This window comes from Chryseobacterium daecheongense (assembly GCF_003729955.1).
Lineage (GTDB): Bacteria > Bacteroidota > Bacteroidia > Flavobacteriales > Weeksellaceae > Chryseobacterium > Chryseobacterium daecheongense.
The window spans coordinates 1,557,450-1,583,934 of the sequence record NZ_RJTX01000001.1 but is presented as its reverse complement, the minus strand read 5'-3'; the positions used below and the strand labels follow the sequence as shown (position 1 = coordinate 1,583,934).

Sequence of the window (26,485 nt, the reverse complement as noted above, 5' to 3'; positions counted from 1 at the left end):
TAATTGAAAAGAAGTTTACAAAGGTTTAGCTTTGAACAGGCTGTCCGAAGAGATCGCTTTGGGTTTGATCGAAGCACCATCCTTTAAATTCCCGATTCCGGTATATACAATCTTTTCTCCAGGAGATAATCCTTCTGAAATGAAGTAATAGCTGTCTGTTTTTCCGGAGATTTTGATAGGTTTACTGACTACTTTCTGATCTTTTCCAACGACATATACATAGGTTTTGTCCTGAATTTCAAAAGTAGATTCCTGAGGAATAACCACTACATTGGAAAACAGTTGAGGCAGACGTACTCTTCCTGTATTTCCTGTTCTCAGCATTCCTTTGGCATTAGGGAATTCTGCACGTACACTGATGGCTCCTGTTGTTTTATCAAACTGTCCGTCTACAATGCTCATCTTTCCTTTTTCCGGGTAAATGCTGTTATCCGCGATTACCAGTTCCACCATAGGCATATTTTTCAGTTTCTCATCCAAGGTTGCGCCCGGGTATTTATTCTGAAAAGCAATGAAATCAAGTTCGCTTAACGAGAAATAGGCGTAAATTTCACTGATATCGGATAATAAAGTCAATGGATTAGGATCTGTTCTGGAGATCAGGCTTCCTTTTTTGTACGGAATTCTTCCTATATAACCGCTTACAGGAGCTGTAATGGTGGTAAATCCTACATTGATCTTTGCGCTTCCCACTGATGCTTTTGCCTGTGAGGCGGCTGCTACAGCGGCTGCATAATTAGCTTTTGCAGTTTTTAATTGTACATCAGAAACTACTTTTGCTGCTACCAGTGGTTGCAGTCTGTCTACTTCCACTTTCGCTTTCTGAATATTGGCATTAGCAGCTTGTAAGTTCGCCTGGGCCATATTCATCTGTTCTCCGTAAGCCCTTGAATCTATTTTGAATAGTGGCTGTCCGGCTCTTACGTAAGCTCCTTCCTCCACATATATTCTATCAAGATAGCCATCTACCTGTGATCTGATCTCTACATTATTTTTTCCTTCTAATGCAGTAGGGAATTCCTGGTATGTAGTGGCTGGAGAAGTAATTACGGTGTAAACCGGTAATTCCGGAGCAGGAGGGGCCTGGTTTGCACCTTCTGCGGCCTTGCTGCAACTTTGTAAAAGGATAATACTGGTGATGAGTATGATGATCCTTGTTTTTCCAGTTATTTTCATTTTGAGTTTAATTTTTTTAATGAAGTGTTTGAATTAAGTAATGTTGTTTTCATGTAAATCCTGTTAATTTTGCTAACAGTGTTAATGATAAGTTCAAAAAAAATTATTGAATTTTTAATGATCGGTTAGATGGTCATTTTCATAATTATCGTTTCTTTTTTAATGTTGGTTTAGCTATATAAAGATGAGGTGTGTTAAATTTGCTAACAGTGTTAATTAGTGAGTTTTTAGTTTTTACAATTCAAAAAAGATTGAATATTTAGTGTTACTTTTCCTAACGGTGTTAATATAAGTTCAAAAAAAATTTACAAAGACTTAATAAAAGCCGAAACAGTTTCGTCTAAAGTCGTCTTGTTCATTGTGGAAGGAATATCTGTGTTACGCATCATCATAATGGAGATCAAACCGTGTACAGCTGAAAATAAAGCATGTGACATATGACAGGCATTATCCGTATTGGAACCATTCTTTTTAATGATATCATACGTGCAGTAATAAATCATATCCTGGAAAGAAGAAAACTCCTTTTTCATTTGTCCTTTTCCGCTGCACTGCATTCCAAGACCAAACATCAGCTGATAATATTCCTTATTTTTAAAAGCAAACTTCCAGTAGGCATCTACAATGGCTGTAAGCTGTTCTTCAGGAGTGTCATATTTCTTTTTGGCTTTTATCAGTTCTTTATTCAAAAGATCAAAACCGTTCAAAGAAATTTCAAATAAAATAGCTTCTTTGTTTTCAAAATAATCATATACTACGGGAGCGCTGTATTCAATAGCGTCTGCTATTTTACGCATGGAAAGCGAAGCCCATCCTTCTGTTTTAGCCAAACCGAAAGCCGCCTGCAAAATATTTGCACGAATAGATTCTTTTTCTCGTTGACGGCGCTCATGTAAACCCATGATAATTTTACTAACAGTGTTAGCAAAACTACGAACTTTTAAATATAACTTCCAAATAATAAATTAACTTTAACATTTAACGCAACTTTATAAAATCCTGAATGTGCTATTAATAAAAGAAATTTTTATCTTTGTCAGCAAAGTATAAGGTTATGAATACACCCTCAAATATGTTGGCATTAGGAACAAAAGCTCCGTTTTTTGAGCTTCCGAATCCATCAAAAAGTAACGAAATTCAGTCATTGGAAGAACTGAAAGGAGAAAAAGGAACATTGGTGATTTTTATGTGCAACCATTGTCCGTTTGTTCTTCATGTGATTGATAAGCTTAATGAGCTATATGAAGATTATCATGAAAAAGGGATAGAGTTCGTAGCCATCAATGCGAATGATGTTGAAAAATACCCTGCAGATTCTCCTGAAAAGATGATTGAATTCCAAATCGAAAGAAAATTTGATTTTCCTTATTTATATGATGAAAGCCAGGCAGTAGCCAAAGCATATGATGCCGCTTGTACTCCGGATTTCTATTTCTTTGATGAAAAACTTGACCTTATCTATAGAGGACAAATGGATGATTCAAGACCGGGGAATAATAAGGAAGTAACAGGGGAAGATTTAATTATTGCCTTTGAAAATCTTTTGTTGGGTGAACCACAGGAGGAAATTCAAAGACCGAGTATGGGGTGTAATATTAAATGGAAATAATTAAACTCATCTAAAATAATATGAAGCTGTTCAGTAATGAACAGCTTTTTATTTGATGATTATTTAATTTGTTTCCTCGTGGATGAGCTGATTACGCAGATTTTTTTAAGCAATTGCTTTAAATTTCTATTTGTGTCATATTGAGAAGTCGAAGTATCACATCCTCAACCTTAACCTTAACCTCAACCTCAACTTAATAATCTACACACTCACTTTATTATGCGAATAGTCTTTGATAAATTCCGAAGGCGTTTTCTCCGTATATTTTTTAAACATCCTGTTGAAATAGGTCACATTATTAAATCCACAGCTATAGCTGCTTTCAGAGATACTTTTGTCCTGTGCCATCATCAAACAGGCTTTATTAATACGATAGCGGTTCACAAATTCTGTAAAAGTGATCTGAGTGGCCTTTTTGAAAAAATTACAGAAAGCAGGAAGTGTCAAGTTTGCTAATCTGGCTACATCTTCTATATCAATATCCTTATCATAATGATGTTCTACATAGGTGAAAATATTTTCCAGGCGGGTTTTATTTTTTGAAATGATGGTGTAAGGCATAATTTCATTATTCAACAATTCATAATCCTTACATTTTGAGAGCTCGAAAAGAATTTCCAATAATAACAGGTATCTTTTATAACCTTCTGACTCCAGCATAAGCTTCAGTTTTGGAAGCAAGGATTTTTTGACTTTATGATGAAAGTGAATCCCATACTTTGATAACTCAAGCAAATTTTTAATAGACCTGGCTTCTACTTCCTGCTGTGGGAACTGGAGGATTTCTTCCTTGAACTGTAGTACGATTTCTTCATGTGGATCAATAGAGTTCAGTCCGAATCCTGAATGCGGAATGTTAGAACCAATCAAGACCAAATCACCATTGGTATAATTGCTTTTATGATAACCGACATGTCGTGTTCCGTTCCCGGAAATTACACAAACCAGCTCAATTTCGGGATGATAATGATATTCCCATTTGAATTCAGAAATAGGGGAGTTGTTGTGGATCGTGCGAAAAGAGCTCTTTTCATCAGGAATTACCCTTTCAAAAGTAACTTTCATTCAATTAATGTTATTTTATGGCTAAAAATAATAATTATATTAATATAGTTCAAATATTGATTTATTGTGTTAAATTAACGTTAACGCAAATGCTTCTATCTTAGCCAACAAGAAATTATTTTAATGAAAAATTTCAATATAAAGGCGGTTTTATTCTTAAATTATTTTGTTTTTGCCATTCTGTTGAATTCTGTGGGGACGGTTATCCTTCAGGTACAGCAGAACTTTGGGATTTCAAAATCTTCTGCAAGTGTATTGGAAGGTTTCAAAGATTTGCCCATTGCTATTTGCTCCTTTATTTTAGCATCTTTTTTGCCTAAAATAGGAATTAAAAACTCTATGCTGATTGCCTTGTTTCTGGTAAGCTGCATGTGTTTTGTGATGCCTTTCTCCAATGATTTCTGGTTTTTCAAACTATTATTTGCCATTGTAGGGATTTCCTTTGCCTTAATAAAAATATCCGTTTTTACCTCCATTGGGCTTGTTACGGAAACAGATAAAGAACATTCCAGCTTCATGGGATTTTTAGAAGGTTTTTTTATGGTAGGTGTATTGGCAGGAAACGTTCTTTTCAGCTTATTTATAGATGATCATAATCCGAAATCTACCCATTGGCTGAATGTATATTGGGTGTTGGGAGGGCTTTCATTAGTTTCGTTTCTATTCCTTTTCTTTTCTAAGCTGGATGAGCACGAGGCGAGAAGTGAAAAAACGGATTTATGGGGAGATATTAAAAACAGCATAAGCTTATTCAGTTATAAAAAAGTTCTGTTCTTTTTGCTTTGTGCTTTCCTTTTTGTTTTGGTAGAACAAAGCTTCCAGACATGGACCCCGACATTTTATAAAGAAATTTTGAAAGTCCCTACTTCCATGAGCATTCAGGCAGGTGCTGTTTTAGCAGGTGCATTTGCTTTGGGAAGGTTTTTGTCCGGATTTTTCTCCAGAAAATTCAGCTGGATTTACGTAGTATCATTCTGCGTTATTGGTTTTGCCATAAGCATATTACTGGTTCTGCCTTTAACTCATAATATTCATATCAACACCAATGCCAGTTGGTTGGATGCGCCGCTTGTGGTGTATTTATTTCCATTGATGGGCGGTCTGCTCGCCCCTATTTATCCGAGTATCAACTCCGTGATTTTGGCTTCTATTCCTAAATATCTGCATAGTGCAATGTCCGGACTTATTGTAGTTTTTTCGGCAATTGGAGGAACTATAGGGTCAATGATCACAGGTTTTGTGTTTCAGGAATTCAGCGGGCAACAGGCATTTTATCTTTCGTTGATACCCCTTTCATTGTTGTTCATCTCGGCCATCTTTATGAACAGAATTAAAATAAATCCTAAAAATTAAAAAATGAACAAGCAGCTTTATATTAATGAAATTAAAGTTCTTTTTGATCATGTTCAGAGAGCACAGATTTTTGAAGATCAGAAAATGATGACGGATGCGGTTCCATTATTTCCTGTTTCGGAAATCAATGAGAAATATGAAATAGAAAAACAAAAGCAGGATTTTGATTTAAAAGCTTTTGTATTGGAGAATTTTGATTTTTTAGGGGCTAGAATTTCCATTCAGAGAGAAGATCTGTTACCCATAGAACAGCATATAGAAAAACTTTGGGATGAATTGGCACGTACCGCCTATGAAGAAAAAGGAACATTACTTAAGCTTCCGAAACCTTATATAGTTCCGGGAGGACGTTTCAACGAATTTTTCTACTGGGACAGCTATTTTATTATGCTCGGATTACAGGCTTCCGGAAGGATAGAAATGATGGAAAACATCATTGAAAACTGTTCTTACCTGATTCAGAATGTAGGATTTGTTCCTAACGCGAGCAGGACTCATTTTCTAAGCCGTTCTCAGCCACCCTATTTTTCTTTAATGCTGGATTTGCTGTTTGAAACTACAGGTGATGAAAATATCTATCTCAAGTATTATGATACTTTAGAGAAAGAATATGCTTTCTGGATGAAAGGGGAAGAGGAGCTGGATAACGATTCATGTATTAAAAGGGTAGTGAAAACAAGAGATGGGGATATTCTTAACCGTTATTATGATAGCGAAAATACTCCGCGTCCGGAAAGTTATTTGATAGATATTGAAGATAACCAAAATACCTCCGAAGAATTTTACAGAAACATAAGAAGCGCCTGCGAATCCGGCTGGGATTTTTCCAGCAGATGGTTTGCAGACGGAGAAACCATACAGACCATAGAAACCCTGAATCTGGCCCAAGTGGATCTTAATTGCCTTTTATGGCATTTGGAATCTACATTGGCTCAATCTTCAGAACTCCAGAATTTGACAAAAAAACACAATTATTATACAGAGAGAGCAGCAGGCCGAAGACAGATGATTGACAATTATTTCTGGGATGAAAGTACAGGAATATACAGAGATTATCATATAAAAAAACACAAAAACACACCGTCTGAACATATTGCTGCTCTTTATCCTTTATTTCTTGGATTAGCCAATGAAGATCAGGCCAAAAAGGTAGCCGAAGCGATATCTGAAAAATTTTTATATCCGGGCGGATTGGTCACCACTACCAAACAAAGCGGTCAGCAATGGGATCTTCCGAATGCTTGGGCGCCTTATCAATGGCTAGGTTTTAAAGCAATGAAAAATTATGGCTTTGATGAATTGGCGGAAGCTATAAAAAATAACTGGTGTTCCAATGTAGAAAGAGTATATAAGAATACCGGGAAACTGATGGAAAAATACAATGCACTGGATACGGAAACTATTGCTGGTGGGGGAGAATATCCCAACCAGGATGGCTTCGGATGGACCAATGGAGTCTATTTACAACTGAAACAAAACTAAACAATAAAAATCAATATGGCTATGAAAAAAAAATCAATCTTTTTAATTGCCGGAATAGCTACGCTTTATTTCAATAATATGTATGCGCAGGAAAATCCTCAGGATTCCATTAAGACCAATTCTATTGATCAGGTGGTAATTACAGGAAATTCCAATCCGAAAAAGAAAATAGAATCAAGTACTGCAATTTCCACATTCAGTGCAAAAGAAATTCAGAAACAAAACCCTGTAAGTGCAGCTGCTCTATTACAAAGAGTTCCCGGATTTGCCGTGGAAACTTCAGGTGGTGAAGTAGGAAATAACCTTTTTGCAAGAGGTATTCCTTCTGCCGGAGCATATGAGTTCGTACAGGTGCAGGAAGACGGATTGCCCGTTTTTGAAGACGGGGCTTTACAGTTTGCCAATGCAGATAATTTTTTCCGTGTAGATAACACGGTAAACCGATTGGAAGCTTTGAGAGGAGGTTCCGGTTCTATTTACGCCAATAATTCTCCGGGGGGACTTATCAATTTTATTTCCAAGGAAGGAACAAACACCTTTAGAGGAGTAGCAAAGTTAGAGACCAGTACATATGGATTAATGCGTACGGATGTTAACTTAGGGGGTGCTTTAATTGAAGATAAATTGTTTTTCAATGTAGGAGGTTTTTACAGAACGGATGACGGAATCAGAAAAACAGGTTTTAAAGCTAATAATGGAGGACAGATCAAGGCTAATCTGAAATATGTTTTCGATAAAGGATACGCTAAAGTGTACTATAAAAAATTAAATGACAGAAATACATTCTATCTGCCGATTCCTTTGGTTCAGAACGGAAATGATTTAAAAGAATTCCCGGGATTTGACCCTAATTACGGAACCTATAGCTACAGAACGATTAGTCAGCTTAATATTCCACAAGCAGGAGGCGGATTTTTCAGCAGAGACCTTGAAAATGGGATCCATCCTAAAGTAGATGTGGTAGGAGCAGAATTTAAATATGATCTTGGAGACAATTTCACTGTTTTAAATAAGACAAAATATACCAATATTGATATGAACTATACGGGGATTTTCCCTGCAGGAGGGCCGCAGTTGGCTGCTGATTTTGCAGCTGCAAACGGAATCTCCGGAAACAATTATCAATATTCTTCGGTAAGCTCAGGGGCTATCATGACTCCTCAATATGTTCAGAAATTAGGATTCTGGGCCATTGATAAGCAGATGAATAATTTTGTGAATGATCTACAATTCAATTATAAATTTGATAAAGGAAATATTACAGCCGGTTTCTATAAATCCAACTGGAAATCTCATCAGTATTGGAACTGGAGTAATATCCTTACAACAGCTACAGACAGACCTCAGTTACTGAATTTAGTAGATACCTCTCTTTCTCCGAGTGATTTCGGGTACTCTAAAACTTATAATGGAGTGACCAATATGTCATTCTTGTTAAGAGATTCTCAAATTCAGGGGAGCTTAAATGATGTATACTTGAATGTAGATTATAACGTTACGGATCAGTTAAGCTTCAATGGAGGGATCCGTTACAGCCGTGATTTCTATAAAGGATATGGGGTAAATACGATCTCTTCCAATCTTAATGATTCTAATCTCACCACAGACGGAACCCACAGTTTCTTGACTACAACGGCAGATGATGGAATGTCTGTTTTAGGAAATAAATATACATATTGGTACTACGATATCAGCAAAGTATCTTATACCTTGGCAACCAATTATAAGATCAACAGAGAAAATGCTGTATACGCCCGTTTTTCTCACGGGTTCAGATCTCCGAATGAAGAGGCATATTATAACAACATGAATGACTTGAGCAAAATTGAACCAGTATATACAGACCAGCTGGAATTAGGATACAAATATTACTCCCGGTTATTTGATGTGGCAGTGATTCCTTTCTATTCAACACTTAAAAATCTTTCCTTTACCGATGTATATTCGGACGGAACATCTGAAAATAAATTTGCCAATACCACCAACCTTGGGGTAGAATTGGAAGGTTATGCAAGATTATTTAACAATTTACTGGAAGTGACTTTTAACGGGACGATCCAGAATCCTAAATACAATGATTTCACAGGACGAAACTCCGATGGAAGTACATTTGATTATGATGGAAATTCTGTAAGAAGAATGCCTAAGTTCTACTTCAATATTTCACCTGCTATCAATATTACCAAAGAATGGAGAACTTATGTGAGTATGAATTATTACGGAAAACGCTTCCAGGATGAGAAAAATGCACAGACATTGCCTTCATTTACGGAATTTGGAGCGGGAATGTCTTATCAGTTAGGGAAAATACGTTTTGCAGTTGATGGAACCAATATCTTTAACACAATTGGTATTACGGAAGGTGACCCAAGAGCAGGATCTCCTACAGGAGACGGGATTATTATGGCGAGACCTATCATGGGCGCTGCAGCAAGAGCTTCCATTACATTGGATTTCTAAACTTTTTACTTATATTCAAAATACAACCGCTTCAATTGAAGCGGTTGTATTGTTTATATTTTGGAGCTCAAAACTCGAACCACGAATCTAGCAATCCGAATCCCGAACCTCTACCTCAGAAAAGGATTATACTGTTTCTCAAATCCAATGGTAGTAGGATTTCCATGCCCAGAAAAAACCTGTGTTTCTTCATCCAAAATGAAAAGCTTGGTTCTGATCCCATCAATAAGTTGGTCATAATTTCCTTTGTATAAATCCGTTCTTCCGATACTCCCTTCAAAAAGGACATCACCGGAGATCATGAATTTCTGGTTTTCATTATGGTATACTACGCTTCCTGGAGAATGTCCCGGAACATGGTAGATTTTAAATTGTTCACCATCCAAATCAAGTAGATCGCCTTCATTAATATATTTAATATCCACTTTTACCGGATTGATCTGGAATCCGAATCTCATTCCGCTCATTTGAAGCATATCCAACACCTCCTGGTCTTCCTGATGCATGATCACAGGAACTTTAAATGTGTCAAAAGCCCACTGCAGACCTAACACATGATCAATATGAGCATGAGTAAGAAGAATTTTCTGAATTGTTAACCCATTGTTGATAATGAAGTCACTAATTGCTTTGGTTTCCTGTTCGTTCATATTCCCAGGATCAATTAGCCAGGCATTTTTGTTTTCATTATAGATGATATAGGTGTTTTCGCTCGCAAAGTTGAATACGAAGCCTTGAATCTGAAGCATGTTCTGAATATTTTTACCAAAAATACGATATTATTAAGAAATGGGGTTTTTTAGCTATCTTCGTGGTAATGAAAAAAATAGTTTTCTTTTTCCTGCTATTTTATAGTTCTATAGCCTATTCTCAGGATTATAAAGTGTTGGCTCAAAGAGTTTGTGATTCTTTAAAAGCTTTTAATACGTCAGATTCAATAAAGTTATATGGTAAGGAGACGGAGTTTATAGGAAAGGAATTATTAAAATATATGGAAAATCTTCCTGAAACTGAGATTGATGAGAATTCTACAAATTATTTTAATGTCTTTCAATATAAGGTTAAAAGAGAATTAATAAGAAATTGTTCATTAAAGTTGAACAATAATTATTCATTTTTTCTTTTTACACAGATTGTCGATTTTGATAATACATTTACTTATCAACAATACCAAAGTTTAAAGAACAAAATAGTAGAAATTAGAAAAATAAATAAAATAGATATTCTGATTTTAGAAGTTGATAACTTTTACCCTTATAAAGACATTACTGAATACTCTTTTGAAATATTAAATAATTGGGACAATCACTCCAATAGTCAAAACGGAAAAATGATTCTGGTTTTCAGTAAAGATCTAAGGGAAATAAGATTTTCTACTACTTATATAGCAAGAAAGTCTATTCCAGATGATTTTTTGCAAAAGTTGATCGATGATCAAATTGTAAATAATTTTAGACAAGAAAAATTTTATGAAGGAGTTTTAGTGTCGCTTGAAGAAATTGATAAATATTTAAAGAAATGAAAAAATTAGCGTTGATATTAGTAATAGGATTTTCAACATTATTTCTGGGACAAAATATCCAAAGCATACAACTATTCAATCCTCAGACGAACGACGAAACTCCTGTCATTAGGTTGGGAGAAAAACTGATTCTGAGTTTTGATGACCTTACCAATTCCAGTCAGATTTACAGGTATACTCTTAAGCATTATGACAGAAACTGGAATGATGATAATCTTTTCTTCACGGAATTCGCTACAGGAAGCCTGAACGGACTGCTGGATCAGTTTCAGTATTCATTTAATACCCTGCAGGCGTATACCCACTATACATTAGCATTCCCGAATGAAAAAATGCAACCTAAGATTTCAGGGAATTTTGAGCTTATTGTCTATAAGGATTCTGCAGAAAAGCCACTTTTTAGAAAAAGGTTTTATGTGGTGGAAGATGCGGCAGCCTTAGCGTTGAATGTTTCCAGAATTGCCGATGCTAAAAATCCTGAGATCAACCAAAGGGTGGAAGTACAGGCTGTCTCAAAAGGAGGGGATCTCTCTTCCAATGTGAATTCCATGAGCCTGAATGTAATGCAGAATAACAATCTGAATGTTACAGTGAATAACCTCAAACCGAGCTCAACATTAGGAAATAAATTGCTGTTCCAACAAATGAGCCTGACTTTCCCGGGAAACAATGAATTTTATTATTTTGATAATAAAAACATAGATATGGCGGCAGATATGGTTCGTGCCACAGAAGTAAAAGACGGAGTGAACAATACTTATCTGCATCCGGTTTGGGCATATCCTTTAAATTATCAGTACCAACCTGATGTTAACGGAGCATGGTATTACAGAAGAAATGATATGGGAATAGAAAGAAATGCTGAAAGAGAGGCTGATTATGCATGGGTTTACTTTTCTTTGGATTCTGATAGAATGGAGAAAGAAATTTACGTATTGGGAGGATTTAATGATTTCCAGCCTAAAAAAGAATATCAGATGGAATATGATGAAGCCAATAAAAAATATGTAGCGAGAATTTACCTCAAACAAGGTTTCTACAACTATATTCTGGCGACAAAAGAAGCTAATGGAGCCTTAAACTTCGGAGAAATCAATGGAAACTTCTGGCAGACTGAAAACCTCTATCAGGCATTTTTATATTATGCTCCTTTCGGAAGAAATTATGATGGCTTAATGGGATATGGAGAATTCAGGACACCGGTGAGATAATTTCTATCTTCAGTTTCCATTTTTTCTGAAAACTGCAATGATTAGCAATGTTTCTCCGTTTTCAAAAATGTAATGGATAGCAACAGGAAAATTTTGCATTTTATGAAACGATATTTCCTGGGGTTTATGGTTTTCATGATGCTCTAATATCTCATTAATGCATTTCTTTAACTCTCCAATGAATTCCTTTCCTTTATTTTTCTCATCAGAATTGAATACTCTGATGAGCAGTTTTATATCATTTTCAGCAATAGATGATAGAAGGGTTTTCATCATGATAAATTATTTTCAAGCTCAGAAATGTTCTTGAAAAAATCAAGTTTTGTTTTTGGATTCTCTTTATGAAACTGTATTCTGTAAAGAATTTCATCAAGCTGAAATTGAGGAATCACAGATTTGTTCTGATTTTCAAAATTTTCTACAACTTTCACAAAAGCTTTTAATAACTCAGGTGTAAAATTATCAATTTTATGTTTTAAAACTTTAACAGTAGTGTCCATAGTAATTAATATTTTAATTGTCCAACATATTTACATGGGTAAAATTACAAAAAAATAATTATTTAAATATAACCCTATATTTTTATAGGGTTAATTTTATTTAAATGTATTTTATTTATATTTAATTGCTTTTTTATGGGGGGGGGTGTAATAAAAAAATATCATTTAATTTAATTAAATGATATTGAGTAGATGTATTTAAAATTCTAATTAAACCAGATAAAACTCATTCAGTTTTTCTTCACATAAAACTTTGATGACATGGATCCATCTGTCTTCATCATTCAGACAAGGAATGTAATGGAAGTTTTCTCCGCCTGCATGTAAAAACTCTTCTTTACCTTCTACGGAAATCTCCTCCAAAGTTTCCAAACAATCCGAAACGAACGCTGGGCAAACAATAGCCAGGTTTTTAATTCCTTTTTTAGGAATAGTTTCTAATGTTTCGTCCGTGTAAGGCTCTATCCATTTGTCTTTCCCTAATCTTGACTGGAAAGAAACAATGGTTTTCTCTTTAGGAAGGTTCAGTCTTTCAATAACAGATTCAGTGGTTTTATAACATTGATGGCGATAGCAAAACTGATGGCTTGGATTATCATCTCTTGAACAGCAATCGTTCAGATTACAGGTTTTGGTAGGATCGGTTTTATAAATATGTCTTTCCGGGACCCCGTGGTAAGAGAACTGTAAAGCATCGAAGTTTTCAGGTAATTTTTCTTTAATACTTTCAGATAGGCAGTCAATATAAATATCCCTGTTATAAAAAGGTTGAATATAATTGATTTTTACCCCCGGGAATTTTTTCTTTCTTACCTCTTCCGCCTTTTCAATCACTGTTTCCGTTGTGCTCATCGCGTATTGCGGATACAATGGGAAAAGAACGATTTCAGAAACCCCTTTATCAACCAGTTTCTGAATTCCTGTTTCGATGCTGGGTTCAGCATATCTCATCCCGATTTCTACAGGAACATCCACCAGCTTTTGCAGTTTTTTCTGAATTTTTTCAGTGATGACAATAAGGGGTGATCCTTCTTTGGTCCAAACTGTTTTATATGCTTCTGCGGATTTGGCAGGTCTTGTTTTTAAAATAATTCCACGGACTAAAAGCGCACGGAAAATCCAGCGGTAATCAATTACTCTTTCATCCATCAGGAACTCATCGAGATATTCCTTTACATCATTTACGTCTGTAGATTTTGGTGAACCGAGATTGACTAATAAAATTCCTTTCATAAATTATAAATAATGAGTAATGGGTAATTTTTATTGCTTATTATATATTACTGATTACTTATGCTTTTATCCGTTTACAGCTTCTACTTTTTCCACTAATTCAGGAACAAATTGCTTTAAAATATTCTCTATTCCGTTCTTCAAGGTAGCGGTTGAACTCGGACACCCGGAACAAGCGCCTTGTAAAAGCATTTTTGCAGTTTTGGTGCTTTCATCATATTCCATTAATGAAATTTTTCCGCCATCATTTTCTACTGCAGGAGCAACATATTCATTAAGAATGTCAGAAATTTTCTGCTCATCATCGGTATAATCTCTGTTGATGATTTTTTCAACAGGATTTTCATGTTTTTGAGGCTCAAGGTTGGAAATTACCCCTCCATTCTGTAGATATTCTGCAATGAAACCACGAACAGCCATCATGATCTGATGCCATTCTACAGAATCATTTTTGGTAACTGCAACGAAATTGTCGGAAATAAAAACTTCCTGAGCAAAATCAAATTCATTAAATATAGCCTGAGCTAAAGGAACTTCTCCTGCAGCCTCTCTTGATTTCACTTCAACGAAACCATCCATCAACAATTTATTGGAAACAAACTTCATCACATTAGGATTAGGAGTCATTTCCGCATAAATCTGATACATTTCTTTTTTCTTCTGAAGATAGATTCTAGGGTTGGCCAATAATTCATCTTCAATTACATTTTTCAGGCTTTCAGCTACATGTTCCCATTCTACGGTTTCCTGCTTTGCCACTGCCACAAAATTCGCTGTGATGAAAACCCTTTCCACAAAAGGATAATTGAAAAGCTCCTGTGCAAGGGGGATTTCCGAGATATCTGAACTTCTGTCCAACTCCAGAGACCCTGGAATCAAGTTGTAATCAGTTACAAATTTCATCACTTTTGGGTTTTCTGTTGGCTCTATAAGTATCTTACGCATTTTTTCGTTAAATTTGAGATACAAAAATACGTAATTAGAAATTAGAAGTTGGAGATTAGAAATTAGATTTTCGCTATCACTGTAATTTAAAAACCGTAAGGCTTAGATTTCAATTTCAAACAAACTCATTATCAATTTATCACATTAAAATATGGCACTTGTAAAAGAACTTTTAGGAAAAACACCACAGATCGGGGAAAATACATTTTTGGCAGAAACGGCAACCATTATTGGAGATGTGGTAATGGGAAGAGATTGCAGCATTTGGTATAATGCGGTAATAAGAGGAGATGTTCACTACATCAAAATGGGAAATAAGGTGAATGTTCAGGATAATGCCATGTTGCATTGTACTTATCAGAAACACCCTCTGAATATCGGGAATAATGTTTCTATCGGACATAATGCGATTGTTCATGGCTGCACGATTCAGGATAATGTTCTGATTGGGATGGGAGCCATTGTGATGGACGACTGTTTGGTAGAAGAAAATTCAATTGTAGGTGCAGGTTCCGTAGTGACGCAGGGAACCCATATCAAATCAGGAGAAGTTTGGGGAGGTATTCCGGCCAGAAAAATCAAAGATATTTCAGCACAGCTTTTAGAAGGAGAGGTGAATAGAATTGCAGATAATTATGTGAAATATTCGTCTTGGTATAAAGACTAAAACTTTCTGAAAAAATAAAATAATACTCCGCCTAAGATCTTAGACGGAGTTTTTTTATCCTTAGTGAAATCGCCTGAGGGTTTGTCATCAATAGGCTTTTATATTGTTATGGATATACCAAAACGGCTTTTTCATCCTCACATCTGATAGATGTGGGTTCATTGGCCATCATACAATCAGAGGTAATATTATATTTCTTATTGTATTCAGCCATTTTGCTGGTATATTCCTGGATTTTAGGTAAAATAGAGGCTTCCAGTTTTTTAGGATAGGCAATATACGTTACGGGGCCGCCGCATGCTTTTGAGCCTATCGGAGAAAATGCCCATTCGCTGGGGTCAGTACATTTCTCTTTTGCAATTTCTGAATCAATTCCCGCCTTTATTTTTTCAAGCTGGTTGTTATCATACTTCTGGCTGTTTTCATCCGCGGGTCTCTCAGAAATATCCTTAGGAAGAGTGTTGGGGTCTGCCGTATTCGTACTCTTGCAAGAAACAATAGCAAAGGCTATAACAGGAATATACAGGAATGCTTTTTTCATAAAATAATATTGTATCTGGGATTTTTCAAAATTTATGCCATTACGGGATTTTCCCATTCATTTTCCGTAATTTTGATGGCGATGAACAATCATTTTTTTGACTTAATAGAGCATACCAACAGAAGTGTTTTTCTTACGGGAAGAGCAGGAACGGGAAAGACAACTTTCCTTAATGATTTTGTAAAAAGAACGAGAAAAAAGCATATTGTGGTAGCGCCTACCGGAATTGCAGCCATCAATGCAGGAGGGGTTACCATCCATTCGATGTTTGGATTGCCTTTAAGGACTTTTTTACCTACAACAGACCGTATTGATGGCAGTTTGGCAAATAATATTGCTGATCTGATGCCGCATTTTAAGTATAGAAAAGATAAGCTTAAACTGCTTAGGGAAGTAGAAATTCTTATTATTGATGAGGTTTCAATGTTAAGAGCGGATGTTCTGGATATGATGGATTTCTCCTTACGGTTTATCAGAAGAAATAATCAAAGGTTTGGCGGAGTACAGATGTTGTTTATCGGAGATTTGTATCAGCTTCCACCAGTGGTAAGAGATGAGCATATTTTGAAGCTGTATTATAAATCACCTTTCTTTTTTGATAGCCATGCCATTAAAGAAATTCCTTTAATTACGATTGAATTAACCAAAGTATACAGACAATCTGACGAAGACTTTCTTGAAATTCTGAATGCCATTCGTGACGGAGATGTAGCTAATATTGATTTTGAGCATCTGAATGAAAGATATGATCCTGATTTTGATCCCGGAAATGAATCCTACGTTTACCTGTGTTCTCACAATAAAATGGCGGATGAGATCAACCAGGAGAAACTGGCGGAAATAAAAGTTGATCCTTCCACATATGAAGCTAAGCTTTTTGGAGAGTTTAAAGAAAACCAGTTTCCCAACGAGCAGTTTTTGGAATTGAAAGTTGGGGCACAGATCATGTTCATCAGAAATGATATTTCCCCGGATAAAAAATATTTTAACGGAAAGCTTGGTGAAATTTCTGCACTGGATGAAAATGAGATCCGGGTAATCCTGGATGGAAGCGAAAGGGAAATTGTAGTGAAAAGAGAAGTTTGGGAACAGAAAAAATATTTCCTGGATGCAGAGAAAAATATCAAGGAGGAAGTTTTGGGAAGCTTTGAGCAGTTTCCGATTAAGTTAGCATGGGCCGTTACGATTCATAAAAGCCAGGGATTAACGTTTGATAAAGTAATCATTGATGCCGGAAAAAGCTTTACGGCAGGACAGGTTTACGTTGCACTTTCCCGTTGCAGAACATTGGAAGGTATTGTTTTAAAATCTAAGATCACTCCTGAAGTTATCTTTAAAGACAACAGAATTTTACAGTTCCAGGGAGATACTTTTGCCAATAATCATGTGGAAACTATCCTGAATCAGGAAAAATATGATTACAGCATCCGAAAAGTGCTTCGAACCATTGATTGTATGTGGCTGCTGCAGGAAGTGGAAGACTGGAACCAATTATCCGTTACCACCAAAAGTGTTGATCATCTCAAAACTAATCAGCTCTATCATCAGTTGAAGCAGGATGCGGCAAATCTTGGAAAGATCTTCGAAAAGCTGGAAAGAGTTTTATTTCAGAAAGTCGCAAATTTTATTAATCAAAAAGAAGAATGGTCTGAAATTGAAAGCAAAGCAAAAGGAGCAGTTAATTTTTTCTTCACAGAAGTAAAAGATAAAATTTTTAGTCCTTTGAAAGACTTCTATGCTGAAATCAAAGGATCAAAAGGACTGAAGCAATACAATGAGGAGTTCAAAAGATGGCTGGAAGATTTGGAAGAATACCTGAATAGCTTAAAAGAGATTCATTTACTGGAAACTAAGCTTTTGGACGAAAAGAATGATAAAGAGATTAATCTAAAAATTGCTAAAGTTCCATCACAGGTTCTCACGTTCCAGTTATTTGAGCAGGGAAAAACCATTGCTGAAATTGCTTTGGAAAGAGGTTTGGTAAAAGAAACTGTTATTGGGCATCTGGCGAAATTTGCGGAGCAGGGATTGTTGGATATTTCCAGAGTGATTACCTCAGATAAGATCAAAGCTTTTGAAGAGGAATTCAATAAAAAGCCACATGAGACATTAACGGAATGGAAGAATGCTTTACCCAATGATTTTGAGTTTAATGAGATCAGGATTTTATTGAATCATTATAATTATCAAAAGGAAAAAGAGAAATAAATACCTATTTTAATAAATTTTGATTGACTCGATATCCGACGATTTTAATTACACCATTTTCCTTTTGCATGGAAAGGGTTTCTTCTGTATTACTTATACTTCTTTTAACGTTATATACTAATATGTATTCGCTTTTAGGATTGGTTCCTTTTACAACTAAAGTTTCCCATTTTACTAAGGTATGCTCTTCAATTGGGCCCAGTTCATTTTGTGAAACAGTAAGAATATCGTTAAGCTTGTCTTTATTGGTTACTTCAAAAAACTTATCACTAAACAATTCGTAAGTTTTCTCTCTATTAGGTCCATACATTAATTCCCAGTAAAATTTATCCGAAATTTTTTCAGCATCTATTTTATCTGATTCTCTATTTGAAAATGTTTGATTGAACGAGCAACTAATTAATAAGAATGCGATAAAAAGCAGCAGATAAAGTTTTTTCATTTTAGTTTTTAAATATGTAGATAAAGTATATTTTATCTTGAGTTATTAATCTACAAATAAAGTATTTATTTTTTAATGGCAAAAAGAATCAATAGTTTTTTCCTGAATTCATCGATCAGACTTATCAATTACAAAAAGTAACTAATGTAATTTATATAGTATAAATTTGTTTGGTTTTTCAGACCTAACAATTGAAATTATGAAAAATTTTGAACTTTCTGTTCTGGATCTTGCTCCCGTAAAGCAGGAAAAGACTATCTACGATACCTTTCAGGACAGTTTATCATTAGCTAATTACGTAGAAAATTTAAATTATAAAAGGTTCTGGTTGGCTGAGCATCATAATATGGCAAGTATTGCCAGTTCTGCAACCTCCGTTCTTATCGGTTTTATTGCGAACGGAACAAAGAAAATAAGAGTAGGCTCCGGAGGGATCATGCTTCCGAATCACAGTTCTTTAGTGATTGCTGAACAATTCGGGACTTTGGAATCTCTTTTTCCCGGAAGAATAGACCTGGGATTGGGAAGAGCGCCGGGAACGGATGGTTTGACGGCGCAGGCTTTAGGACGAAATCCAGCCATCATCAATGAACAATTCCCTAGGCAAATTTTAGAATTACAGCGATATTTTTCAAGAGAGAATTCGAGTGCTTTGGTTCGGGCTATTCCCGGAGAAGGATTAGAGATTCCACTGTATATTTTAGGCTCTAGTACAGACAGCGCCTGGTTGGCTGCACAATTAGGGCTTCCTTATGCTTTTGCAGGACATTTTGCTCCTGAACAAATGGAAATGGCTTTCAATATTTACAGAGAGCATTTTGAGCCCTCCCAACAATTGGATACACCTTATATGATGGCTTGTGTCAATGGAATTGCTGCAGAAACTTCTGAAGAAGCACATTGGCTTTCCACTACCTTATTTCAGGCATTCATCAATATTGTAAGAAACGACAGGAAGCCTTTTGCACCACCTGTGGAAGATATGGATGAGATTTGGTCGCCCATGGAAAAATCTGCTGTTTTACAAAAATTGAGATACAGCTTTATTGGAGATCAGTCTGAAATTAAAGAAAAATTGAAAAGCTTCCAGGAAAGATTCAATGTAGATGAATTGATCATTAATTCTCATATCTATGACCATCAGAAGAGATTGGAATCATACAGAATATTCAGAGAGGCAGCGGACTCTTTATTCAAAGCGTAACAAACCATTTATATAAATTGGCACATGCCTATTTTTATGAGTATCTTTGCAAAAATTTAAAAAGTAAAAATGTCTGATATTAAATTAAATACTATTCCAGAGGCTATCGAAGACCTTAAAAATGGTAAAATAATCATAGTAGTAGATGATGAAGACAGAGAGAATGAAGGAGATTTTCTTTGTGCAGCTGAATTAACGACTCCCGAAATTATCAATTTTATGGCGGTTCATGGAAGAGGGCTGATTTGTATGCCGCTTCCTGAAAAAAGATGTGACGAGCTTGGCTTAGATATTATGGTAAGCCGAAGTAGTGATCCTAAAGAAACTGCATTTACGGTATCTGTAGACCTTTTAGGAAATGGTACTTCTACCGGGATTTCTGCAAGTGACAGAGCAAAAACTATTTTGGCTTTGATGGATGAAAAATCAAAACCAACTGATTTTATGAGACCCGGACATATTTTCCCGCTTCGTGCCAAAAAAGGAGGCGTTTTAAAAAGAGCCGGCCATACGGAAGCAGCCATTGATTTAACGCATTTGGCGGGTTTGAAAGAGGGGGGAGTGATCTGTGAGATCATGAATGAAGACGGCTCTATGTCCCGTTTACCGGAATTGTATGCGTTCGCGCAAAAACATAACATTAAAATCGTTTCTATTGAAGATCTGATCCATTATCAGCTTAAAAAAGGAAACCTTGTAGAAAGAATTGAAGAAAGAAAAGTGAAAACTCATTATGGAGAATTCGATTTCTATGCTTTCAGAGAAACTTCCAATGATCAGATCCATTTTGCTATTACGAAAGGAAGCTGGACAGTGGATGAGCCTATCCTGGTGCGAGTACAGTCCTCAGATTCTTATTTCGATGTATTAACAAGATTGAACAACGGTGAAAAGCCTTTATTGGAAAAGGTAACGAACATGATCAATGAAGAAGGAAAAGGGGCTATCATTTTCATCAACAATGTTTCCAATTCTGAAAATACATTAAGAAAATTACAGCAGTTCCTGAATTACCAAGACGGGCAGGTACAACATCCTACCTTGGCGTATAATTATAGAGATTACGGAATCGGGACACAGATTCTGAAAAATTTGGGAATCAATAAATTCAAGGTAATTACTCAAAATCCTAATATCAAACCTCAGGTTGGAGGATATGATGTGGAAGTAACCGAAATGGTTCAACTATAGAATATAAAAAATGGCTTGATCAATCAAGCCATTTTTATTTCGTCAAAATTTCTGAAACCATTCAGAAAATCTTTGATATTCATTCTTTTCTTTCCCTCCAGCTGAAGCTCCAAAGGATAGTAAATTCCGTCCAGGGTATAGATTTTAAAATCATTTTTTGAAATTTCTAAAGTTCCGGCAGGTTTTCCATGATTTGAAAGCTCAAATTTTCCTCCGAAGATCTTCAGACCTTTTTCTTCCTCTCCAATTTTCAGCGTAGTAAATGCAGCAGGGTAAGGGGACATTCCCAAAATAAACTGATGAACCGTTTTGGAAGGTAGAGTCCAGTTAATTCTTGTATCCTCTTTAAAAATTTTATAGGCATTTTTAGGATGTTCAACATGTGGTTGAGGTTTTTCCACTATGGAATTTTCGGCTAAGCCATCCAATGTTTTTACCACTAATTGGGCTCCCATTTCCATAAGACGGTCATGAAGGCTTCCTGCATTTTCATCAGGTAAAACCGGTAATTCTTCCTGAAGCAGAATATTTCCTTCATCTATTTTCTCATTGATGAAAAAAGTAGTGGCTCCTGTTTTCTCTTCACCATTAATAATAGCATAATTGATAGGAGCAGCACCTCTGTAATCCGGCAACAAGGAAGCATGAAGATTAAAAGTTCCCAGTTTTGGCATTTCAAAAAGAACTTTTGGCATCATTCTGAAAGCTACCACTACAAAGACATCAGCATCCAGTTTTCTTAATTCTTCCAGAAACTCGGGATTTCTCAATTTTTCAGGCTGGAAAACGGGAAGATTATGTTCTACCGCAAAAACTTTTACAGGAGATTGATTGATCTTCTGCCCACGGCCACTTGCTTTATCCGCAACTGTTACAACACCCACAACTTCATGATGAGACTGATGGATTGCTTCCAAGGAATTTTTGGCAAATTCAGGAGTCCCTAAAAAAACTACTTTCAATGATTTCATGGTGCAAAGATAAGGGTTATAAGGATTTTAAAAAAGTAAATGTCATTCTGAATGCTGTGAAGAATCTTGAATTTAAAAATAAAAAATTCCTCTTTTCAAGTTTACATTAAGCTAACATATAGGTTCGAAAATTCAGCATCTTCACCTTTCCGGAATCTAAAAGAAAAATAAGGTTTTCCAAAATGTTTTCTTTAGGATGATAACTTAGCTGCACAGAAAGTTCTTCTATGGTGGCAGGTTTCTTAGCCAACAAATCAAGAATCTGAACAGAAATGTTTTGTCCAAAAATGGATTGCTTATTTTGTTCACAAACAGAACATTGATCACAATTTTTTGCATTTTTCTCTCCAAAATAAGACAAGATAAGTTTCATCTTACAGTAATCCTTATTTTCTACATAAAATTTCATTTCTTCCCATTTCTGGATTTTATTTTTCTGAATATGCTCAAAGAGATGCCAGTAAGCACCATTGATGGCTCTTTCATCTCTTGGCTTTAAGAATTTTACACTCGATAATGCTCCATCCACATATTCCAGATAATTTTTCTGATGTAGTTCTTTAAGGCGTTCTTTGATTAATGGAATTCCAACTCCAATCTTGTTGCTTACTTGCTGCTCGCTGAACATCACCTTATGAGAAGTAATCCCCGAAACCGTACGAAGTAAAAGTTCTATAAAATAAGCATCTTTATGGGGGATCTGATCTATTTCATCAGCCTGCATCAGCAGTTCAACCGATGATAAGCTTTTATTGTCGTTAAAATAAATGATCTCCTGATTATGAAGAAAATTCAAGACATTCTTTATTTTAGCGGTTGATAGCTTAGTGAAGTTTTGAATTCCCGTCATATTAAGCTGAAAAACTTTTTCAGGCATTTCATATTCAGCAATCTGGAAAATAGAGTAGAGGTAGGTAATGATTCTTTGAAATTCCGATTTGCTTGGAGTTTGATTTTTTAAAATCTGATCAAAGTTTATAATTTCCTGCTTATTCCAAAGCAGAAAAGCATAGCTGTCTTTTCCATCTCTTCCGGCTCTCCCGATTTCCTGATAATAGTTTTCCAATGAAGAAGAAGGAGAGAAGTGGATTACAAAACGCACATTATCCTTATCGATTCCCATCCCAAAAGCATTGGTGGAAATCAATACATGTTGATCACTATTATTCCAGGTGTTTTGCCTGATATTCTTTTCCTTTGTGGTGAGCCCTGCATGGAAGAAATCTACATTTTTCAACTTGTTTTTCTGTAAAAAGCCGGTAAGCAATTCAGCTTCTTTTCTCGTTCTTACATAGACAATACCGGAACTTGTATTGTATTTTAGAATATCCAGTACTCTTTGGAATTTGTCAGAAACTTCATCGGTGAAAATTTTAATGTTTTTTCTTTTAAAGCTTTTCTGGAAAACTTTAGCATTTTTAAGCTCTAGTTTCAGTTTGATTTCTTCAAGAACTTTAGGAGTAGCAGTGGCTGTTAAAGCCAGGCAAGGAATTCCCGGATTATTCTTTCTGAATTCTTTTATATTCTGATAACTTGGTCTGAAGTCCTGTCCCCATTCCGAAATACAATGAGCTTCATCTACAGCAATGAAAGATAACTGGATATCTTCGATATTTTGAAGAAATTGAATGTTATTCAATCTTTCCGGAGATATATAAAGTAATTTTGTTAGGCCTTCTTTACATCTGTTGAATATTATTTCTGCATCAAACTCTTCCAGTTCTGAGGATAAATATTCTGCTTCAATACCGCGATGCTTTAATTGATTCACCTGATCTTTCATTAAGGCCAATAAAGGAGAAATAACAATACAAACACCTTCTTTTAATAAAGCAGGTAGTTGATAGCATAGAGATTTTCCTGCTCCTGTAGGTAATAATACCAAAGTGTCTTTTTCAGTGATAACAGAATCGATAATTTCTTCTTGGGAATCTCTGAAACTGTCATAACCCCAAAAATGCTTAAGGGTTTTATATTTGAGCTGCTGGAATTCTTGAGACGAAATCATAGGGTAAAAATAAGGAAAGTATGATAACAAAAAAAGTCATGCAACGCATGACTTTTATATAGCAATAATAAGTTTATTATTTAGCTTCGAAGTATACTCTTCTGTTTGCTCTGTTTTTCCATTCAGGACATTTAGTTGCAGGCTCACACTCAGGATACTTAAGGTCTTTTTCACCTCTACCGATAGCGTTTAATTTTCCAGCTTCAACACCGTTTTTGATTAAATAATCTTTAACGTTATTGGCTCTTCTTTCAGATAATCTTTGGTTATAAGCGTCAGAAGCTCTTGTATCTGTAGCTCCGATTACGTTATAAGAACCTGTTGAAGAATTGATGTAATTAACAGCGTTGTTAAGGATGGGGGTGTTAGAAGGTAAAATTCTGTCAGAATTCAAATCAAATTCAATTCCTTCAAGAGTTCTTTCCTCTTCTTTTACTGGTCCTGTAGTAGTTGTAGGACAACCGTTGTTTTCTACTGGCCCAGGAACAGTTACACACTTATCATAAAGGTCAATTACTCCATCTAAATCAGTATCAAGAGCAACACCAGCACCATCAACTCTAGCACCAGCCGGAGTATCAAGTTGTCTGTCCCAATCATCACAAACTCCGTCATTATCTGCATCACCTTTCTTACAAACTTCGATATCTTGGTTTTTATTAGCTAAAACATCTAGTTTATAATAAATTTCTTGTAATGGGTCATGCCACATCAAGTGAGATTCGTGTTTTCCTAATTTTAGAGAAACCCCTAAAGTTGCATTGAAGAAGTTATCAGATACCTGCTCTTCACGTCTGTTGATATCGCTGTATGCATTACCTCCACCATCAAACTCATCATCACCAGTGATAGCATACATTACTCTACCTTCAATATCAATTCTTCTGTTTACTTTATATTTCAAACCTGCTCCGGCTTGTGCAAACATAGAACCAAATTTGAAAGGCTTAACTTCTGTTACTAATCTTTGGCCGTTTTCGTCTTTCTGGAAAGCTCTATAAGCTAAAGTACCAATACCTGCATATCCGTGTAATGCCCATCTGAAAGGAGAATGGTTGTCAACTCTTCTTAAAAGATTAGACAAGTTGATATCTCCTAATAATGAGATTGCATCATACTGAGTTCTTGCACCTACTTGTTGATATGCTGAAGCATTAGCAGGAGCTGCGTCTTTAGTATTGAACCATCCTTGTCTCGTTTCTCCTCTGTCATATTGTAATTTTAGTCCGAAAGCATGAGTAATAGCTTTATCGATACTTACATATGCAGAATAGCCGAAAAGGTTTTTACCGTTACCATTTTTAATAGATGTTAAGTCAGCTGACTGAACGAAAGGTACACCTACACCAGCCGAAATTGACCAGTCATTAAATCTTTTTGAGCTATTGGTAAACGGAGAAACATTGGCAGAACCTGAAGAAAATGTATTAGGATATTCTCCAGTTGAAACTGCTGTTGAGTCTTGTGCATAACTAGCTGCGGGTACAGCTAACGCTAATGCAACAATTGCTAAACTTAATTTCATAGTGTATTTTTTATTTAGTTAATTAAATGATTTTTTCTTTATGCGAGTAAAATACTCTTTATTTGTTCGTTGGACAACCGTTGTTATCAGCTGGGCCGGGAACTGTTACACACTTATCATATAAGTCGATAACACCATCAAGGTCCATATCTAAAGCAACACCTGCTCCATCAACTCTTGCACCTGCAGGAGTATTAAGTTCTCTGTCCCAATCGTCACAAACTCCGTCATTGTCATTGTCTCCTTTTTCACAAACTACAAAGTCTGTAGATGCATTTTCCAATACACTAGCTCTGTAGTATGCTTCTTGTAAAGGATCATGCCAAGCTAAATGAGATTCATGTTTTCCTAGGTTGAAGGATAAACCTAAGTTAACCGTCCATAAATTATCAGATCTTCTTTCACTGATCATGTTATATTTGGAAACTTTGGAGTTCGGATCATAATCAGCAGGGCCTGCCCATCCGCCACCATCGAATTCATCATCACCGCTGATGATGTACATGGTTCTTGCTTCTACATCAATCAGGTTTGAAACCTTGTACTTTAAACCAACTCCGGTTTGAAAGAAAAATGAATTGATAGCAAGTTTCTGATCAATGAAAAGAGGAACTCTTGCAGGTGAAGTACTCCATCTAAACTCATCGTTATCATGTAAAGATGTGTTATAGTTTTGGAATCCCATACCTAAATAACCGTGAAGTGCCCATCTGTAAGGAGAATGATTGTCAACTCTTCTTAATAAATTAGAGAAGTTAATATCCCCTTGTAAAGCAATCTGATTATACTTTGTCGTACCGGTAGCTACACCTGCTGCTTGTCCTTTTGCACCATCAAGTTGAGCCTGTTGTTTAGTCTCTCCTTTCTGGTAGATAAGGCTTAACCCAAATGTATGGGTGATTTGCTTATCCAAACTTACGTAAGCATTGTAACCCCAGTTTACTTTCTTGTCGTAGATCGATCTGAGATCTGAGTGCGCCATAAATGCTGCTCCACCACCAATAGAAATAGACCAGTCGTTGAATCTCCTGGTTGAGTTGTTAAAAGGTTGAACATTGGCAGAACCTGAGGAAAAAGTATTCGGATATTCATTGGATGAATTTACTGCAATACTGTCCTGAGCATAAGTGGCAATAGGCAACGCGGCCAATAATAATAAACCTAATTTCATA

At 35.8% G+C, this 26,485-nt stretch carries 24 protein-coding genes; 10 read left to right on the top strand and 14 right to left on the bottom strand.

Going from position 1 to position 26,485, the window contains the following annotated elements; genetic code table 11:
• Positions 1–15 precede the first annotated feature (15 nt).
• Entirely contained in the window at positions 16–1,176 is a 1,161-nt protein-coding gene (locus tag EGI05_RS07420; protein WP_123262388.1) for an efflux RND transporter periplasmic adaptor subunit, read from the bottom strand.
• 305 nt (positions 1,177–1,481) lie between these two features.
• The gene (locus EGI05_RS07415) at positions 1,482–2,078 is read right to left on the bottom strand and encodes a TetR/AcrR family transcriptional regulator (protein ID WP_123262387.1); all 597 of its coding nucleotides are present in this window, start codon (positions 2,076–2,078) and stop codon (positions 1,482–1,484) included.
• A 152-nt stretch (positions 2,079–2,230) separates the two neighbouring features.
• Here EGI05_RS07415 and EGI05_RS07410 point away from each other — a divergent pair, with 152 nt between their 5' ends.
• Positions 2,231–2,785: a thioredoxin family protein gene (locus tag EGI05_RS07410; protein ID WP_123262386.1), complete on the top strand. Its 555-nt coding sequence runs from the start codon at positions 2,231–2,233 to the stop codon at positions 2,783–2,785.
• Positions 2,786–2,986: 201 nt separating this feature from the next.
• Here EGI05_RS07410 and EGI05_RS07405 read toward each other — a convergent pair whose 3' ends face one another.
• Positions 2,987–3,850 (bottom strand): AraC family transcriptional regulator, encoded by an 864-nt coding sequence (locus EGI05_RS07405; RefSeq protein WP_123262385.1) that lies wholly within the window; start codon positions 3,848–3,850, stop codon positions 2,987–2,989.
• Positions 3,851–3,973: 123 nt separating this feature from the next.
• Between EGI05_RS07405 and EGI05_RS07400 the strand changes: the two genes are divergently transcribed.
• From EGI05_RS07400 to EGI05_RS07390, 3 genes are read left to right on the top strand one after another with little or no spacing between them, the layout of a single operon-like run.
• Positions 3,974–5,203, top strand: a complete 1,230-nt coding sequence (locus tag EGI05_RS07400) for an MFS transporter (protein WP_123262384.1) — start codon at positions 3,974–3,976, stop codon at positions 5,201–5,203.
• A gap of 3 nt (positions 5,204–5,206) precedes the next feature.
• Positions 5,207–6,685 (top strand): trehalase family glycosidase, encoded by a 1,479-nt coding sequence (locus EGI05_RS07395; RefSeq protein ID WP_123262383.1) that lies wholly within the window; start codon positions 5,207–5,209, stop codon positions 6,683–6,685.
• Positions 6,686–6,706: 21 nt separating this feature from the next.
• Positions 6,707–9,145: a TonB-dependent receptor gene (locus EGI05_RS07390; protein ID WP_123262604.1), complete on the top strand. Its 2,439-nt coding sequence runs from the start codon at positions 6,707–6,709 to the stop codon at positions 9,143–9,145.
• 110 nt (positions 9,146–9,255) lie between these two features.
• Here EGI05_RS07390 and EGI05_RS07385 read toward each other — a convergent pair whose 3' ends face one another.
• Complete coding sequence (locus EGI05_RS07385) at positions 9,256–9,894, bottom strand: MBL fold metallo-hydrolase (protein ID WP_123262382.1); 639 nt, start codon at positions 9,892–9,894, stop codon at positions 9,256–9,258.
• Positions 9,895–9,962: 68 nt separating this feature from the next.
• Between EGI05_RS07385 and EGI05_RS07380 the strand changes: the two genes are divergently transcribed.
• Both EGI05_RS07380 and EGI05_RS07375 read left to right on the top strand, forming a co-directional pair.
• Positions 9,963–10,667 (top strand): TPM domain-containing protein, encoded by a 705-nt coding sequence (locus tag EGI05_RS07380; protein ID WP_123262381.1) that lies wholly within the window; start codon positions 9,963–9,965, stop codon positions 10,665–10,667.
• The gene (locus tag EGI05_RS07375; protein WP_123262380.1) at positions 10,664–11,878 is read left to right on the top strand and encodes a type IX secretion system plug protein; all 1,215 of its coding nucleotides are present in this window, start codon (positions 10,664–10,666) and stop codon (positions 11,876–11,878) included. Before EGI05_RS07380 ends, EGI05_RS07375 begins: the two co-directional genes overlap by 4 nt.
• Positions 11,879–11,887: 9 nt before the next feature.
• On the opposite strand, the gene EGI05_RS07370 is transcribed toward EGI05_RS07375, so the two are convergent.
• From EGI05_RS07370 to EGI05_RS07355, 4 genes are all read right to left on the bottom strand, one after another.
• Positions 11,888–12,154, bottom strand: a complete 267-nt coding sequence (locus EGI05_RS07370) for a hypothetical protein (RefSeq protein WP_123262379.1) — start codon at positions 12,152–12,154, stop codon at positions 11,888–11,890.
• The gene (locus tag EGI05_RS07365; protein WP_123262378.1) at positions 12,151–12,378 is read right to left on the bottom strand and encodes a hypothetical protein; all 228 of its coding nucleotides are present in this window, start codon (positions 12,376–12,378) and stop codon (positions 12,151–12,153) included. Before EGI05_RS07365 ends, EGI05_RS07370 begins: the two co-directional genes overlap by 4 nt.
• 210 nt (positions 12,379–12,588) lie before the next feature.
• Complete coding sequence (gene hemH / locus EGI05_RS07360) at positions 12,589–13,611, bottom strand: ferrochelatase (RefSeq protein ID WP_123262377.1); 1,023 nt, start codon at positions 13,609–13,611, stop codon at positions 12,589–12,591.
• A gap of 66 nt (positions 13,612–13,677) precedes the next feature.
• Positions 13,678–14,556: a NifU family protein gene (locus tag EGI05_RS07355; RefSeq protein WP_123262376.1), complete on the bottom strand. Its 879-nt coding sequence runs from the start codon at positions 14,554–14,556 to the stop codon at positions 13,678–13,680.
• 151 nt (positions 14,557–14,707) lie between these two features.
• On the opposite strand from EGI05_RS07355, the gene EGI05_RS07350 reads away from it, so the two are divergent.
• Positions 14,708–15,223: a gamma carbonic anhydrase family protein gene (locus EGI05_RS07350; RefSeq protein ID WP_123262375.1), complete on the top strand. Its 516-nt coding sequence runs from the start codon at positions 14,708–14,710 to the stop codon at positions 15,221–15,223.
• A gap of 106 nt (positions 15,224–15,329) precedes the next feature.
• Here EGI05_RS07350 and EGI05_RS07345 read toward each other — a convergent pair whose 3' ends face one another.
• Entirely contained in the window at positions 15,330–15,764 is a 435-nt protein-coding gene (locus EGI05_RS07345; RefSeq protein ID WP_123262374.1) for a hypothetical protein, read from the bottom strand.
• Between the two features lie 81 nt (positions 15,765–15,845).
• Here EGI05_RS07345 and EGI05_RS07340 point away from each other — a divergent pair, with 81 nt between their 5' ends.
• Positions 15,846–17,972, top strand: coding sequence for a helix-turn-helix domain-containing protein (locus EGI05_RS07340; protein ID WP_123262603.1), 2,127 nt, complete (start codon positions 15,846–15,848; stop codon positions 17,970–17,972).
• 4 nt (positions 17,973–17,976) lie between these two features.
• Here EGI05_RS07340 and EGI05_RS07335 read toward each other — a convergent pair whose 3' ends face one another.
• A complete protein-coding gene (locus EGI05_RS07335; protein ID WP_123262373.1) occupies positions 17,977–18,414 on the bottom strand; it encodes a hypothetical protein in 438 nt (145 codons plus the stop codon).
• A gap of 199 nt (positions 18,415–18,613) precedes the next feature.
• On the opposite strand from EGI05_RS07335, the gene EGI05_RS07330 reads away from it, so the two are divergent.
• Both EGI05_RS07330 and ribB read left to right on the top strand, forming a co-directional pair.
• Positions 18,614–19,618: an LLM class flavin-dependent oxidoreductase gene (locus EGI05_RS07330; RefSeq protein ID WP_123262372.1), complete on the top strand. Its 1,005-nt coding sequence runs from the start codon at positions 18,614–18,616 to the stop codon at positions 19,616–19,618.
• A gap of 69 nt (positions 19,619–19,687) precedes the next feature.
• The gene (ribB, locus tag EGI05_RS07325; RefSeq protein ID WP_123262371.1) at positions 19,688–20,809 is read left to right on the top strand and encodes a 3,4-dihydroxy-2-butanone-4-phosphate synthase; all 1,122 of its coding nucleotides are present in this window, start codon (positions 19,688–19,690) and stop codon (positions 20,807–20,809) included.
• 23 nt (positions 20,810–20,832) lie between these two features.
• Here the strand turns inward: ribB and fmt are convergent, their stop codons facing one another.
• The 4 genes from fmt to EGI05_RS07305 form a co-directional block, all read right to left on the bottom strand.
• Complete coding sequence (fmt, locus tag EGI05_RS07320; RefSeq protein ID WP_123262370.1) at positions 20,833–21,780, bottom strand: methionyl-tRNA formyltransferase; 948 nt, start codon at positions 21,778–21,780, stop codon at positions 20,833–20,835.
• 106 nt (positions 21,781–21,886) lie between these two features.
• Positions 21,887–23,788 (bottom strand): RecQ family ATP-dependent DNA helicase, encoded by a 1,902-nt coding sequence (locus EGI05_RS07315; RefSeq protein ID WP_123262369.1) that lies wholly within the window; start codon positions 23,786–23,788, stop codon positions 21,887–21,889.
• Positions 23,789–23,864: 76 nt separating this feature from the next.
• On the bottom strand, positions 23,865–25,313 hold the full coding sequence (locus EGI05_RS07310) for an OmpA family protein (protein WP_123262368.1): 1,449 nt from the start codon (positions 25,311–25,313) through the stop codon (positions 23,865–23,867).
• Between the two features lie 58 nt (positions 25,314–25,371).
• Entirely contained in the window at positions 25,372–26,484 is a 1,113-nt protein-coding gene (locus EGI05_RS07305) for an outer membrane beta-barrel protein (RefSeq protein WP_123262367.1), read from the bottom strand.
• Position 26,485 lies beyond the last annotated feature (1 nt).

Coding starts and splice junctions, on each gene's coding strand:
- EGI05_RS07415 (WP_123262387.1), bottom strand. CDS start 2,078: ATGGGTTTACATGAGCGCCGTCAACGAGAAAAAGAATCTATTCGTGCA.
- EGI05_RS07395 (WP_123262383.1), top strand. CDS start 5,207: ATGAACAAGCAGCTTTATATTAATGAAATTAAAGTTCTTTTTGATCAT.
- hemH (WP_123262377.1), bottom strand. CDS start 13,611: ATGAAAGGAATTTTATTAGTCAATCTCGGTTCACCAAAATCTACAGAC.
- EGI05_RS07355 (WP_123262376.1), bottom strand. CDS start 14,556: ATGCGTAAGATACTTATAGAGCCAACAGAAAACCCAAAAGTGATGAAA.
- ribB (WP_123262371.1), top strand. CDS start 19,688: ATGTCTGATATTAAATTAAATACTATTCCAGAGGCTATCGAAGACCTT.
- fmt (WP_123262370.1), bottom strand. CDS start 21,780: ATGAAATCATTGAAAGTAGTTTTTTTAGGGACTCCTGAATTTGCCAAA.
- EGI05_RS07310 (WP_123262368.1), bottom strand. CDS start 25,313: ATGAAATTAAGTTTAGCAATTGTTGCATTAGCGTTAGCTGTACCCGCA.
- EGI05_RS07385 (WP_123262382.1), bottom strand. CDS start 9,894: ATGCTTCAGATTCAAGGCTTCGTATTCAACTTTGCGAGCGAAAACACC.
- EGI05_RS07370 (WP_123262379.1), bottom strand. CDS start 12,154: ATGATGAAAACCCTTCTATCATCTATTGCTGAAAATGATATAAAACTG.
- EGI05_RS07315 (WP_123262369.1), bottom strand. CDS start 23,788: ATGATTTCGTCTCAAGAATTCCAGCAGCTCAAATATAAAACCCTTAAG.
- EGI05_RS07365 (WP_123262378.1), bottom strand. CDS start 12,378: ATGGACACTACTGTTAAAGTTTTAAAACATAAAATTGATAATTTTACA.
- EGI05_RS07305 (WP_123262367.1), bottom strand. CDS start 26,484: ATGAAATTAGGTTTATTATTATTGGCCGCGTTGCCTATTGCCACTTAT.
- EGI05_RS07380 (WP_123262381.1), top strand. CDS start 9,963: ATGAAAAAAATAGTTTTCTTTTTCCTGCTATTTTATAGTTCTATAGCC.
- EGI05_RS07375 (WP_123262380.1), top strand. CDS start 10,664: ATGAAAAAATTAGCGTTGATATTAGTAATAGGATTTTCAACATTATTT.
- EGI05_RS07330 (WP_123262372.1), top strand. CDS start 18,614: ATGAAAAATTTTGAACTTTCTGTTCTGGATCTTGCTCCCGTAAAGCAG.
- EGI05_RS07400 (WP_123262384.1), top strand. CDS start 3,974: ATGAAAAATTTCAATATAAAGGCGGTTTTATTCTTAAATTATTTTGTT.
- EGI05_RS07405 (WP_123262385.1), bottom strand. CDS start 3,850: ATGAAAGTTACTTTTGAAAGGGTAATTCCTGATGAAAAGAGCTCTTTT.
- EGI05_RS07350 (WP_123262375.1), top strand. CDS start 14,708: ATGGCACTTGTAAAAGAACTTTTAGGAAAAACACCACAGATCGGGGAA.
- EGI05_RS07390 (WP_123262604.1), top strand. CDS start 6,707: ATGAAAAAAAAATCAATCTTTTTAATTGCCGGAATAGCTACGCTTTAT.
- EGI05_RS07345 (WP_123262374.1), bottom strand. CDS start 15,764: ATGAAAAAAGCATTCCTGTATATTCCTGTTATAGCCTTTGCTATTGTT.
- EGI05_RS07410 (WP_123262386.1), top strand. CDS start 2,231: ATGAATACACCCTCAAATATGTTGGCATTAGGAACAAAAGCTCCGTTT.
- EGI05_RS07340 (WP_123262603.1), top strand. CDS start 15,846: ATGAACAATCATTTTTTTGACTTAATAGAGCATACCAACAGAAGTGTT.
- EGI05_RS07335 (WP_123262373.1), bottom strand. CDS start 18,414: ATGAAAAAACTTTATCTGCTGCTTTTTATCGCATTCTTATTAATTAGT.
- EGI05_RS07420 (WP_123262388.1), bottom strand. CDS start 1,176: ATGAAAATAACTGGAAAAACAAGGATCATCATACTCATCACCAGTATT.